At 36.3% G+C, this 14,698-nt stretch carries 8 protein-coding genes and 1 pseudogene; 2 read left to right on the top strand and 7 right to left on the bottom strand.

Features of this window, described 5'->3' with window-relative positions; translation table 11 throughout:
- Positions 1–308: 308 nt before the first annotated feature.
- Positions 309–575 (bottom strand): RNA-guided endonuclease InsQ/TnpB family protein, encoded by a 267-nt coding sequence (locus D5R40_RS41385; RefSeq protein ID WP_282433661.1) that lies wholly within the window; start codon positions 573–575, stop codon positions 309–311.
- Entirely contained in the window at positions 559–1,377 is an 819-nt protein-coding gene (locus tag D5R40_RS23945) for an RNA-guided endonuclease InsQ/TnpB family protein (RefSeq protein ID WP_282433660.1), read from the bottom strand. The genes D5R40_RS41385 and D5R40_RS23945 overlap by 17 nt, the downstream gene beginning before the upstream one ends.
- Positions 1,378–1,700: 323 nt before the next feature.
- On the opposite strand from D5R40_RS23945, the gene D5R40_RS23940 reads away from it, so the two are divergent.
- Positions 1,701–2,582: a mechanosensitive ion channel family protein gene (locus D5R40_RS23940; protein ID WP_124155316.1), complete on the top strand. Its 882-nt coding sequence runs from the start codon at positions 1,701–1,703 to the stop codon at positions 2,580–2,582.
- A gap of 495 nt (positions 2,583–3,077) precedes the next feature.
- On the opposite strand, the gene D5R40_RS23935 is transcribed toward D5R40_RS23940, so the two are convergent.
- Complete coding sequence (locus D5R40_RS23935; RefSeq protein ID WP_124145595.1) at positions 3,078–4,364, bottom strand: Sll1247 family protein; 1,287 nt, start codon at positions 4,362–4,364, stop codon at positions 3,078–3,080.
- Between the two features lie 252 nt (positions 4,365–4,616).
- Here D5R40_RS23935 and D5R40_RS23930 point away from each other — a divergent pair.
- Positions 4,617–5,466 (top strand): annotated as a pseudogene (locus D5R40_RS23930) (IS630 family transposase).
- 138 nt (positions 5,467–5,604) lie between these two features.
- On the opposite strand, the gene D5R40_RS23925 reads toward D5R40_RS23930, so the two are convergent.
- The 4 genes from D5R40_RS23925 to D5R40_RS23910 form a co-directional block, all read right to left on the bottom strand.
- Positions 5,605–9,990: a WD40 repeat domain-containing protein gene (locus D5R40_RS23925; protein WP_124155315.1), complete on the bottom strand. Its 4,386-nt coding sequence runs from the start codon at positions 9,988–9,990 to the stop codon at positions 5,605–5,607.
- Between the two features lie 433 nt (positions 9,991–10,423).
- Positions 10,424–10,867, bottom strand: a complete 444-nt coding sequence (locus tag D5R40_RS23920; RefSeq protein WP_124145593.1) for a hypothetical protein — start codon at positions 10,865–10,867, stop codon at positions 10,424–10,426.
- A gap of 454 nt (positions 10,868–11,321) precedes the next feature.
- The gene (locus D5R40_RS23915; RefSeq protein WP_124155314.1) at positions 11,322–13,754 is read right to left on the bottom strand and encodes a caspase family protein; all 2,433 of its coding nucleotides are present in this window, start codon (positions 13,752–13,754) and stop codon (positions 11,322–11,324) included.
- A gap of 100 nt (positions 13,755–13,854) precedes the next feature.
- Positions 13,855–14,340, bottom strand: coding sequence for a hypothetical protein (locus tag D5R40_RS23910; RefSeq protein WP_124145591.1), 486 nt, complete (start codon positions 14,338–14,340; stop codon positions 13,855–13,857).
- Between the last annotated feature and the right edge of the window lie 358 nt (positions 14,341–14,698).

Below are 14,698 nucleotides of genomic sequence, written 5' to 3'. Positions count from 1 at the left end.
ATGTTTGCGTAGCATTCCGCAGGAAAAGGCCGTAGCCTTGGGTTAGCAATATGCTGTTAAGGTTTGCGCAGCATGACCTAGGAAAGTTCCTCCTACGGAGGCTAGCTGAGTGCTGACTGCTACTTCAATGAGACTTGATATAAAGCCTTCCGTTCTACTAAACTTACCCAAACTTACCCATGAATGATTGCATGAGCTTTGGAGTTAGCTTCCTGTTTTCCTACGGAATGCTGCGCAAACACAGAAGATCACTGACCGCAGTCTGTAACTTATCTTCTCCACAGGCTTAAAATCGCTTGAAACTCAAGCTACTGACGTGCATAATTTTCTAGGTTGACAGCAGCATTAAAGTCTCTGTCAGCAGTAAATCCACAGTTAGCACAATTATAAATTCTCTGATGTAAAGGCATTTTCTGTTGATGCCCACACTGAGAACATATTTGAGAACTTGGGTAAAATCTATCAGCTATCAAGAGCTGGCTTCCATTCCATTCACACTTGTATGTAAGTTGACGCTTAAATTCATAAAAGCCACAGTCTGCTATGGCACTTGCCAATTTATGGTTTTTGAGCATTCCACTTACATTCAAATCTTCTATGACTATGTTGCTGTGGTTCAAAGCTCGCCCATGTTGTCAGTTTATGTAGTGTGTCTGCTCTGATATCTACTACTTTTTTGTGTAGTCTTGCTAGCTTTTTGATGGCTTTGGCTCTGTTAAAAGAGCCAAGCTTCTTTTTGCTGACACGGCGTTGATAACGAGTTAGTCGTTTTTTTGCTTGCTGATAGGCTTTAGGGTTGCCAAAGGGTGTGCCATCGCTACAAGTTGCCAGAGTATTTATGCCTACATCTACACCGATAACATCTCGTTTTTTTGTAGTAGGGTTGGCTTGATAATCATATGTAAAACTAATGTACCAATCACCTGCACGTTTAGATATTCTTACATTTTTGACTGGCACAGAGGGTAAGATTTCATAAGTTTTTACTATTCCGATTCTGGGGAGTTTTATATAGTTTCCTTTCAGGATTTTAATGCTTCCTTCTAGATAGAAACTGTCTTTTTTCCCTTTTTTCTTAAACTGAGGGAATCCACGTTTGGGGACAGTTAAAAAGTTCTTAAATGCCCTCTCTAAGTCTCTTAATGCTTGTTGAGGGGCGCACTTTGATACTTCATAATACCAAGGATTTTGACTTTTTACTTCAGCCACCAAGCGTTTATGTAAAGTGATGGCACTCAGTCGTTTCTTGCTTGATTCATATTCACAAATACAAGTAGCTAATCCCCAGTTATAAGCATGACGGGCTACACCTGCGTGCTTGGCAAGTATTGTTTTTTGTTTATTGTTAACTTTTAATTTAGTCTTGATTGATTGCATTTCAATTGCTCGGCCACCTCTTTTAAGAGTTTAATAAGTTATATCATGTCCGGTTGAACAGTTATAAATAAACGACGAAGGAGTCAGGAGACAGGAGACAGGAGGGTAGAAAGAATGAAGAAGGAGAAAGTTTTTTTATCACTAATTATCCGGACATGATATTAGACATAAATCTACTTTATCATAGTAAATGTCTATTTATGTTTAACTTTGTCCAATTATTTTAATACTGTTGATAGCCCTCTTTCTTCTTCCTTTTTAAATTATAACTGTTAAACCCAATATGGTATTATTGAACTCTATTTGACTAATATCGGATAATTATGGAAGCAATTTGGCAAATCATCAAAAATCTCACAATTCTGAATATACCAGTAAGAATAATATTTTTTATAGTCCTGGTTTTAATAGCCACATTAGCCTTAAAACAATTATTAACCACAATTGTAATTAACCGAATTGAGGCTTTAACTCGTAATACAAAAACAACCCTTGACGATCAATTAATTGCAATTATTAAACAACCTATCGCATGGTTCATATATTTACTGGGATTTCGAGTTACACAATTAATCTTAACAGATTATATTTATCCCCAATTCAATCAAACAATTACAGGAATTATTAACCTAGCAATAGTAGGTAATGTCACACTAATTATCTACCGTACATCTCCAATTGTAGGAGGATTTTTTAGAATTTTATCAGCTCAAACAGACACTGAATTGGATGATATTATTAGCCCCTATATTCCGAAACTATTGAGGTTAACTGCCATAGTAATTTTTGCCCTAAAAGCAGGAGAAGTATTACTGGGAACTTCTGCTACTGCAATATTTGGTTTAATCGGCGGTTTTGGTCTGTCATTAGGCTTATTATTTAAGGATGTTATTGTTGATTGGGTAGGGACAATTGTAATTTATATTGACGCTTTGTATCGAGTAAATGACTGGCTTTTACTGCCAAGTGGTCTGAAGTGTACTGTACAACATATAGGTATTAGAAGTACAACAATTTATATACCCGATGAGGGAGTTACCCAGAAAATTCCTAACTCTAAAATGATTGATGGTAGCATCAAAAATTTCTCTCAACAACCAATTGAAAATAAGACAGCAGCTTTTATGTCGTATATTAAAATTGATGGTATTTCATCTAAAAAAATAGCTCATATCAGGGATAAAATTCGAGAAATACCAAAATAAATTGACATTTTATATGATTCTTGTTCAGTTAGATTTGAGGGATGTGAAAGAAATGCTCGTGTCATTAGAGTAATTGGATTTACTAATGATTTAGATAATTATTCGAGAGCTTATGACGAATTAAATTTGGCAATATTGGCTTTATTGGAGCAGGAGGGAATAGATTTATTTTATGTGAATATTTTGAGTGATACAGAAACTTATAAAACTTGGCAGTATCGTGAACATTAGGCAATAAATATCTAATATTATGTTCAGTGCTCAGTTGCATTTAATCCTGGCTCAAATGTTAATCTAGTTGGAATTAATTCTGGCTGAAAAAGTTCCTTATTGCTAGTCCACGGCTTTCTTATTGCTGGTCGCTACAATTTATAATCAAGGAGCAAATTTCACTTCTGTGATCGCTTAGTTCTAGGGAGTATGGCAAAAAAAAGAAATGGAAATTAATTACCCAAAATATAGGTAAACAATTTGTATTTATTTGCTAACATCTTGCTAACTAAAGAAAGAAAGGTCTATTCTACCAAAATTTGTACTGAGGGCTATTTGCATATTTTCCAATACTTTGACTAACCATTGAACTTTTTTTTGTGTTGAAAATTGGTAATGCTTAAATAAGAGTGCAAATCGTTTTTCTAAGTTAGGTTTAAGTTGTTGGCAAACTAATAAGATCTTTAGTAGTAGTCCTGTTGTGATTACAGGTCCTAAATTACCAATCAGATTAATAAAAAAGAAATGCTGTGATTTCTTTGAACTATGGACAATAAAAAAGCTTAATAATTTATGGCAAGTCTTCATCATTAAAGATTCATTTAATAACTCATCATTACGTTCAGACATAATACTTCTTAAATAGTGGTAGAGTTTATTCTTAAAGTGAACTTGAATATGATGAGATTCAACATCAAATGATGAACTTAGATATTCATAAAAACTGTGTTTAAAAAGGTGATATGATTGGGGGACTGTGGTATAAGCTAAAAACCGTTTAGCATAATTTCGATATGTTTCATTCCCTTCTACTTTTCCCACAAATTGTTTGATAGATAATAATAGTTCGTCATTAGACAATAAGGTAGGATTTTTAGCTGATGTAGACTTTTTAACTTGACTAACTTGTAGTCTAGCTTGGTGACTAACATAATGGGATAAATCAATTTCATATTTTTGCTGTTTTTCTACTTGCATTTTTCTGATAGCTTGTTGATGTTCTTTACTGCTATTTGGAGTAATTAATAAATATTTATATAAATAAGGATAGTGGGAATTAAGATTTTTTAAAGGTTGATTTAGAGGATCGTGGGTATGATTTGCAGATGATATATTTATTACTTCTACCATCCGTTTTAAACTCAAATACTGTTGGCTTTGAGTAAAACCTTTGACAAGTTCTAACATTTTTTTTGTTAGGCGAGGTCTGTCATAGGAAGAGTCATATTTATCAATTGCTTGCTCAAATAAATTCATCAGTTGTTTTAAAACATTTTTTTTATCTTGAGGTAGTTGTTGATGATTAATCAAGATATAACAACAACGATTCAGCAGATAATTAAATTTTTCTTGGCATTCTGGGAGTTGTATGATTTTCGAGAGTGCTGTAGATATTTCTGGAATTCGGTATGGGGAACATCGAGTAAATAGTATCCGAAATCTCTCAATTATTTGATCGATTGATTCAGTTAAAACCAATTCCAAAAAGTGATGATAAATCTTTTGTTCTTCTCTATAGATTTGTTGATCATCAAAATCTGTAGTGATGATTTTTTTTCCTGTAGATTTCATCGAAATTTGCCTCCCTGAAAAAAGAACGTTATTAGTCACTAGGTATAATATACACTAACAATCATTTATTGGTTAGAAAGTTAGGTTTGTGACTGGATAGTTTTAGATATTGTATTATGTACTTCTATCACCGCCTTCACTCCAGTTATCAAACTGTAGCATTGGTTTGTATCCTGAATATAGTCGTTTAACTTAAGGATGAGACAAAAACAGAGTAAAATTTTCAAATAGAATTGAGAGTAGTTGAAAGTAATGACTTATAGTTTAGATATAAGACAAAAGGTAATAGATTACATAGAAAGTGGTGGGAAGATAACCAAGGCAGCAAAAGTATTTGCTTGGAGGAAGAGCGTCCATATATAGATGGTTAGAGAGGAAAAAGCTTGAAGCCACAAAGGTAAAGCATCGTCACAGAAAACTAGATTGGAAAGAATTAGAAAAATATATAAAGGAAAATCCGCAAGTAAAATTAAAACTCATAGCAGAAAAATTTGAAGTTAGTACAACGGCAATCTGGACTGCCTTGAAAAAAATGAAAATAACTAGAAAAAAAAGAACTTCGTTATCAAGAAAGAAATAGAGAAGAAAGAATAAAGTATAATAGAACCATTCGAGAATTAATAAAAATATATGGAAGTAACAGTTTAGTATATATTGATGAATCAGGATTTGAAGAGGTAAGTACTTGTATTTATGCTTGGTCAAAAAGAGGAAAGAAAATCTATGGAGACCAACAAGGAAAACGAGGGAAAAGAGAAAACCTAGTAGCAGGGAGAAGAAAAAGAAATCCATGACTTAATAGCCCCAATGATATTCACAGGAAGTTTGAATGCAGAAGGTTTTGAAGGATGGTTATCACAATATTTATTACCATCATTAGAAATTATCGAGCGTCTTAATCATGGATAATGCTCCAATCCACCGCAAAAATGTAATTAGAGAAATGGTAGAAGAGGCAGGGCATCAAGTAATATTCCTTCCCAAATATTCTCCTGATTTAAATGATATTGAACATGATTTCAGTGCATTAAAAAGAGCCATAATGTATGCTCCTACCCATAAATCTTTAGATGAAATAATCCGTGATTATTGTGTAGCTTAATGTCTCACTCTTAAGTTAAATAACTATATATTCTCATTATTAATGTATTTATGGATGAGGAGCGATAATGTGTATCAATTGTCACAAAAAATTCTGCTGCTGTTCTGAGATGTGCAAAAAAATACACATTGACCTAACTTATATCATGTTTAAAATAATGCTGTTTAAAACTTCTGGCGTAAAGGGATTTTCATCTTTTTTCAGAGATTCAATCCAAAGCAGTCGTTGTGCTTTTTGTTCAGTGTTTTTTACCTGCTTAATAAACGCTTCAAAATCTTCAACAGCACTGTTAAAATCACCTGTTAATGCTCTGGCCAAACCTCGACTATCTCTAAACTGTTCATTTTCTGGCTCAAGCTCCACTGCTTTATCACAAGCAAACATCACATCCGTTGCATGACCATGTAAACTACCGTATCGACAGAGTTTATCCCAGTGTTTGCCCAGAATTTGTAAGTTCGGATGATAGTTTTGAGCCACATTATAAGCACGAATTGCTTCCTTAATTTTTCCTTCTTTTGCTAATATTCCCCCTTCATCCCGCACGCCTGGAGCTGCAATCATTTTGGCTTCTGTTAATGGATCAAACTTCAAATTAGGATTTAGTTCTAACGCTTTGCGATATTCAGCAGCAGCACCTTCAACATCGCCATTATTGGTTACTATTCTGTTACCTTTTTCTAGGAAAAGTTGTGCTGAAGGTTGAACATCATCACACAGATGCTTATTAGGATAATCTTCAGGTCTACTTTTGAGATAGTCCTCCACCCAGTCGCAACCTCTAGCTAGCAGATCGTCGATATCCAAATTCCATAGTCTAATAGTTTTGTCATCACTAATTGAAACTATCTGGTTATTATTAGGGTTAAAAGCCAGATTCTCCACCTGTTCTGTATGACCGCTAAGAGTAAGTAGTAGAGTGCCATCAGGTTTCCAAACTCTGACTGTTTTGTCATTACTTGCTGTAGCAATTAAGTCTCCCTTGGAATTAAAAGCAATGCCAAGCACTGAATTAGTATGCCCACTTAAAGTATGTTTGACGGTTCCATTAGGAGTCCAGAGTTTGACCGTTGTATCTCGACTAGCAGTAGCAATGAGGTCTCCCTGAGGACTGAAAGCAATACTGTAAATAGAGCCTTTATGTTCTTCAAATGTATTGAGTAGTTTGAGTCTATCTCCATCAATTTTCCATACTTTTGCAGTCCCGGTTAGACTGGCAGTAACAATGAGGTCTTCTTTGGGACTGATGGCAACATCGGTAATTTGATGGCCATGTTTTGTGTCTATTTCTAGGAATTCTTCAACTAAATTACCATCAACTTTCCATAGTTTGACTTTTTTGTTTAAGCCAGCAACAATAAAATTGCCCTTGGAACTGAAGGCAATATTATAAGAGTTGCGAGCACCTAATTTTTTATCGGTCAGGTCAATGACTTTTGTACCATCAGGTTTCCAGAGTTTGGCTATACCGCGATGGGTCATGGTAGCGATCAACTCACCGTTAGGACTAAAGGCGACATCTGTTACCCAATTATTGTGCTTGATGTTAGGCTGTATTAAAGTACCATCAAGTTTTCGCAGTTGAAGTGTATTTTCGTAATAACAACCCAAAGCAATGAGGTTATTAGGACTAACGGCAACACGCCTACAATGATAATTATCAAGTTGGCTTTTGCCGAATGTGTCTTGATAAGGGATGGTATTCCAAAGTCTTACTGTTTGGTCAGCACTAGCACTCGCTATTAAGTCTCCTTTGGGACTGAAGGCAATGCTATAAATTTTTTTGTTGTGTCCTTGAAGGGTGTCTACAAGAGTACCATCTGGTTTCCAAATTCTGACGGTATTATCTTCACTAGCACTAGCTATTTGTTCGCCGTTTTTGCTGTATACAACACTATAAACTTTATCGGCATGAGAGAGGGTATCTAAGAAAGTACCATCAATTTTCCAGAGTTTGACCTTATTGTCAAAACTAGCAGAAGCAATTTGGTCTCCGTTAGGACTGAAAGCAACATCAAAGACTATTTTTTCGTGTCCTTCAAGGGTTTTTACTGCGTTACCATCAGGTTTCCAAAGTTTGACTTTGCCACCCTCATCTCCAGTAGCAATGAGGTCTCCTTTGGGGCTAAATTCAATATCATATACATTCCCCTCAGCAGGAAGAGTTGCAACCAAACTACCATCTACCCAACTACCATCTGTAGATTTCCAAATTTTGGCTGTGTCATCTTTACTACCAGTAACAATAAGGTCTCCTTTTGGGCTGAAGGCAATACTACGAAGCTCTCCTGTATGTCCTGTTAGAGTTTTTACGAAAGTGCCATCAGATTTCCAAATTTTAGCTGTGTTATCTTTACTCGCAGTGGCAACAAAGTCTCCGTTGGGGCTAAACACTACTCTGGTAACTTGGTTATCGTGATTTAAGGTTGCTACTAATGTGCCATCAGATTTCCAAATTTTAGCAGTTTTATCTTTACTTGCTGTCGCAACAAGGTCTCCCTTGGGACTAAAAACTGCTCTATAGACTGCTCCGCCATGGCCTAGAATTGCCATCAAAGTACCATCTGCTTTCGAGAGTTTAGCAACGTTATCGCTACCTGTCGTGGCAATGAGGTCTTCTGTGGGGCTAAATGCCACGCTAATAACTTCGTTATCGTGATTTAAACGATTATATTCCATCTTCCCAGGGGTAGAAATTATCTCTCGTAATGTATCTATACCTAATAGTCGAGTCTCAGGTTTTGCCCAACCAGCATTTTTTAATTTTTTCCCCAGCTTAATACCGTTAACGAGTGTATCCCATGTTTGAGTAGAATTGAAACTGTCTTTTAGACTCTCAAACTTATTTCTAATTTTGGTATTCCAGTTGTTAACAGTAGCACGTCTCCATCCGAACACAGCAACTCCAGCCAAAACTGATATCAAAACAAAACTGCTAGTAACTGCCACAATATTCCGTCGCCGTTTTTGATCGCGAAATTTCACACTCTCTCGAATAAACTCTTGTTCTTTTTCTGAAAGTTCATCGCGACGGTCTTTTAGTTGTTCCTGGGCCTGAGCGAGTGCTGCCCCCCGTAATAGTTGTCCCTCATCTCGCCCCATTTCTTGCCACTGACGCATAAAACCCCGCAGTCTTTCTTGCCATGCACGAAATTCTCGGTCTGTTTCCATCCATCCTTTCAGTTGACCCCAATTTCTAATTAAGGCTTCATGGACTACCTCAACTGTTTCTTGCCCTGAATTTTCTTCTGTTTCACTGGTAATAACAGTACGACTGGTGACAACTAACCGTGCATCAGCTAATTTTTTGACTAAATTCCATGTCTGGTTTAATTCTGCTTTAGTTGCCACTCTTCGGGTGTCTTCTGTACCTTCTCCGGGTCGTACTAATTGCACAAAAATTCGATGGACTTGTTGTTGTTCTTCTGGTTTAAGTTTACTAAATTTGTCATCAGCATAACGAGTTAATGCACCAGAAACTTGACCTATTTCTTCATAAGCTTTATGAGTTAATTGTTTGCTTTTTCGTTGTTTCCAAAGTTCTGTCAGAGCAAATTCTAATAAGGGTAAATTTCCTGGTTCTTTATCTACATCTTCAAGAATACGTTCTACCAGTCCGCTTTCAAAATTGATACCTAATTTTTGAGCAGGTTTTTCAATAACATCTCTTAGTTCTTTTGAGTTCATGGAGCGGATTTTTACATCCCCATTTCGCAAGACATCTGCTAATGGTGGATAAGATAATACATTCCCTAAAAAATCAGCCCGCATTGTGGCAACTAATACGGTTGATAAGGATGATTGTTTGCTGAAAGACCGGAATGTATATAAGAGAAGATCGAGAAATTTTCGGCGGGTTTGTTCATCATTACAAAGGGTGTAAATTTCCTCAAATTGGTCGGCAATTAATAAAGTTCTGCTATTGGGATGATTATGTTGTATTTGTGTAAAAACTTTGGATAATTGATTGGTTTTTTTTGTATCTTTTAGATACTCAGATAAGTCGTCAGTTTGAGTCAGAAGTTGAGTTTCATTTAGGTTCGGTGCGTAGAGTGGAATTAAAGCACGAGCTAGAGCATAAAATGGGTCTCCTCCTGGACGAAAATGGGTAAATTGCCAATGTCCAGCTTTGACTAATTTCGGTACTAATCCTGCTAAAATAACTGAAGATTTGCCACTGCCAGAGGCTCCTAATACGGGAATAAAATTACGAGTTTCTGTATATTCATAGAGTTCTTCAATAAATACTTCGCGCCCAAAGAAATATTCAGCATTTTCTGAGTTAAAGTGATATAAACCTTGATAGGGACAAAGTAATTTATCGTCTATATCTTCTTCAGTAGATGTTGTAATTGTTTGTTTTTCATAATAATAGTTATAGATTACAGTACGAGATTGATTAATACTTGTAGTGCCCTCTGTTGTATTGACAAAATTTACAGGATTTTCACTACCTGAAACTGTCAAATCTCTGGCTGTTTGATTTTGATTGGATAGGGATTTGTCATTTTGTTCCGTAGTCATAATATAGTTATTGAAGATATTATTTGAATCTAATTAACTAATACCAATTCACTTTACCTCTCCCCTACTCCCTCACTCCCCTACTCCCCCGCTCAAGAAAATGTAGCAAACATTTATCAAATTGGTATAAATAGGGCTTGCTGATTAAATCTAAAAGTATTTACAGATAAAGGTTTTAGCCTTTTTGATATCGAAAAAAGTGCGCCTGTTTCAGCTCTTCACGCTCAAAAAGTAGCGTATTTTAGGTGCATAGTTAGGCAGAAAAATCATTCTTACAAAACTTAGCTCCTACCTCCTCGCTCATTCCCTTTTCTCCTGTCTCCTGTCTCCTGTCTCCTGTCTCCTACCCTCACCCATAAGGCTTTTTCAGCAAACCCTAAATAGGTAGACGCAAACCCCCTGAAGCAATCTCACCCTTGATTAAGAGAGAAAATTAAATCCAAACTTTGGCTAAAATTGTTGCAACTTTCATCACAGGTCCAGCTAATTTTTCTACACCTTCTAATCCTTTTTTAAGTGCCTCAACTGCTTCATCTATCAAGCCTTTGTCAGGTTGAGGTTTCTTTAATTCTGTTTCTAGTATTTCAACAGGAATTTCTGCTTGTTTTTTCTGAATTAAACTTAGAGCATTTGTGGCAGCAATTTCCTGTTTAAGCTTTCCTAATTCAGCTAATGCTGTATCTATTTTTGATTCAGAATTTTCTCCGATAGTTTGAGTGTGGCTTTGGTCAATATTCACATTGCTACTTCTAGTATTTGTTGGGTTAAAAGGATTATTTGTTCCACCAATACTAATGTTGCCAAAATTTTGGGATTGATTGAAAGATTTGGGATTTGATTGAGAAGAATTATGATTAAATTTGTTTTGAGAATTCATGGCTAAATTTTCCTTCCTACTTGGGACAAAACTTAGCTCCTACCTCCTCCAAATTCCCATTTCTCCTGTCTCCTGTCTCCTGTCTCCTGTCTCCTACCCTCACCCATAAGACTTTTTCAGCAAACCCTAATTAATAATTAATAATTAATAATTAAATAATTCTGGTTTAAAGCCTCCCCTTTTAAGGGGAAAAAAGCGGTTGAGGGATGGCGAGGTCCCCTCGCCATATCCAATCAACCAAGACAGCGGTCGTTAGCGCAGCTTCCCGAAGGGTGAGATGGCGATCTTCGGAGCGGCTCTGTCAAGAGCGGGTCTCCTCGCCATCTCCAATCGACCAAGATAAGAAATAATATTTCCTTATATTCAATTCCGTAACGGTTTTAACCAGAGGTAATTATCAATTATCCATGATCAATTATCAATTAATGAACGCCTCGCCATGACATGATTAATATTATTTCTTCACCACTAGCACCACTTTTTCTGTTGTCCATTCCTCACTAGCGTCAGTAACAACTTTAATATTTCGCTGAGGACTATCTTCATCTACAACAGCAGCCAATAATTCCTCTAATTTATTAGTAGGTTGTTGATTACCAAAACCTCTTCGAGATTGGTCTAATACTGGTAATTCCAACAATTCAAAATTCGTTCCATCCACAGTCGCAAATACTTTAACTATATCCACCCCTTCCTGATAATTTTTTGGCAGTTCGAGGTCAAAGCGAGTGTCTTTATATTTTCCTGGTTCTAACACTTCATAAGGCACAGCTTTTGGATAGAATTTTACAATACTTAAATCTTCCTGAAGTATCAAAGCCGTAATATTTAAAGTTTGATTAGATAGATTATGAATTCGGAGAAAAACCCGTTCGCCCTCTTCCAATTCATAAATATTATTGTCAGTTTCTAAAGGTACAAATTCTCGTTTCACTGACGTACCTAATTCAAGCTTAAGCTTTCCATTTAATGGGGCAGAATATTCTTCGTTATCCAAATCCCAAATAGTCTGATATTTGGCAAGATGAATTAAGCGATTAATTAGCTTTTCACTAGCTTCTGGATCATCCGCTTTTATTGGAAAAATAATATTTTTAATTGGCTGTTTCAGAGCATCTAAAACCCAATATTCTCCAGCAGCATTCAGTGAAACAAAATAATCTACATCAATTTCTGTTTCCGAACAAAATTCTATCCAGCGATGACCTTCAATTTGTTCTTTCTTAGCTGCGAGAATATTAGGCAATAATGCCACATTTACACCAGGAATTTGCGGTAATGGGTCTGGAAAAAGAACACAAACTTTACGAATTTGTTTCACCCCTGGTCCTAAATATATTGCAGGTGAACCTATTTCAATCATTCCTTCGCTCAAGTTATTATTGATGGTTCTGATATTGTGTAATTCTGTTACTTCTGCCCAACAATCAGATGCTCCTAATTCTACTACTTTTACTGTAGCAATTAGATTTTGGCTGTCTTGAAAATCCCTGGTTGTAAATCGGAAAATATCAAATTCCGCCCCTTTTTTGATGCCATTAGCTTGACCAGCTTGGATTTTGACTCGGTTTTTAGTAATATCTACATCCATGACCGTAGGAGTAGGCCTACTAACAACAGATTGACCACCAAAAAAAGTCTGCTTTGTCTGTCCAATTAGCATCGGTGTTTGTCGCTCAAAGCGATTATGAACGAAATTAGAAATGCTATTAAATAGCTCTTCTACAGCAATTTCTGTGCCAAATTTGCGCAGATTTTTTAAGAGAAAATAAGTTAAAGCGCCGTTGCGTTCTGTTCCTTCAAAAACATCCTCATAAGCAAATTCATTATCCCGACAAGCTGCGATTAAAGTATAACCTTTTGGTTGTGGCAACAAACCATTGGCCACGGTAAGGTTGCGACTATTTGCTGTTAGATTTTGCCAATTTTTTGTTAGTTCTTGAATAGGTGCAACTAAACTATTAGTTCGTCGGGGAGTCATATCAATAAAACCTCCAGCACGAATCTTGTCTTCTCCACCTCTTGTTGCACCACCGGAATGACAGCTATCGAGTACCAAAGTTACAACTAATTTTTTATTCACCATTTCTTCGAGAAGTTGGGCAAATTCTAAGTCACGTAAATAGCGTGAATTTGGTTGACCAATATCTGTGGGAACTAAGCCTTGATCTATACCAGAAATACCCTTAATATCTGTAAAAATTGTTTTCGCTTGTCCACCATGACCAGAGTAATGAATATATACTTGGTCTTGAGGTTTTGCTTTAGCAGTTACCTCTTTAAATTTAGCAACTATATTCTCATAAGTTGGTAAAAATTCGGGTGATTCTTTGGGTTGCTTAGGATTATCTGAAGCAGTAGCTGTGAGTTTAATAATTTGGTCGGATGTGAGGTTGAAAGTATTTTTTAAATAGGTTTCAACATGATTAATATCTCGAACACAACCCCGTAAATTTTTATAGCTGCCACCTTCTAATTCATGGGGAAAATAGAAGTCAATTCCGATGAGCAAAGCGTGAAAGTTGGGGGTTTGGTTAGGTGTTTCAGGAAATAATATTGAATCATCATCTGTATTTCCTCGACGGCCTCCGTCTGTTCTATTTTCTGGTCTATCTGCAACCCTAGATGTACTTCCTCGACGGCCTCCGTCTGTTCTATTTTCTGGTCTATCTGAAACCCTAGAACTTCCTCTACGACCTCCGTCTGTTCTATTTTTTGGTCTGTCTGAAGCCCTGGATTTTTCGGAGTGCAAAATATTAGTAGTTGTTATGCCAAGATTTTCTTCGGATGTTACTAATAATCGAAGCTGATGAATAACAGTAGTTAAAACAGCTCTTACAGAAAAAATTGACCAATTATTTGATGATAATAATGTTGTTAAATTCATAGTCTTCCTCTGTTAATTTTTTTGTTATTGAAACTTCATTTTTAAGGATGGGGGTTGATATTTTAAGCTGAAAAAACTTTCAGCAAAAGCAAAACATTTCCTACTCTATTTCAGGTGGTTTAGACCCATCAAAACTGTCTTGCCACATTGAGCAAATTGTCTCACCTGCTGCACTAGCAATTTTCTGCACAATTAAGGTAGCAACAATAGCAGCGATCGCCGGAGCTAACCCTAAATTAGTAACCAAAATGGGAGTTAACATACCCGCAGCTTTTGTGGAACTTTCATTGTAAGCATCCTCAATTTTTTGCATTGTTTTACAACCGTCACCAAAGGGGTCACGATCGCATAAGAAATCGTAAGCTTCTCCATTCAGGCGTTTAAAAAAATTCTGACCAAATTCTATAAATTTATTACCCTCTAGACCTCTGGGAACAGCCGTCAGGGTATTGATATTGATAGATTCTACAGAAGCACTTGTGGTTAAATCATCTTCCAAGCTTTGTAGTTGCATCCCAAGTTGAGCTTGCAATGTCTCCTCATCAAGTTCTGCCAGTTTTTCAATTAACTCATTAATGTCTGCCATAAAGTTCCTCTAATATTTTCTCAAGTTGTTGTATTGACCTCTGAGAGAATTTGTAGGAGTCCAAGTAATTCAGGACAGCAAAGTCCCAATAAAGCTTGTGAAATTACCTATGACTATCATATCACAGTAATTATGCTGGCAATTCCGGTCAAAAATATTATTGGGTATTCTAGTATTTATACTTAGAAACCTTTGTACTCGTAGGCTAAGTTGCAACGCACCTTATGCCACAAGTAGGCCTTAACGAAGTCAGAAGTTAGAAGTCAGAAGTCAGAAGTTAACCCACCCCCGCCCCTCCCAGGAGGCAGGGCTAATTCATTGTCGCCAGAGAAAAATATTGAGGAGTACAAGTTTGGCC

The sequence above is a fragment of the Okeania hirsuta genome, assembly GCF_003838195.1.
Taxonomy (GTDB): domain Bacteria; phylum Cyanobacteriota; class Cyanobacteriia; order Cyanobacteriales; family Microcoleaceae; genus Okeania; species Okeania hirsuta.
Note: the sequence above shows the minus strand (reverse complement) of the source record. Positions and strands in the feature narration are given on the sequence as shown.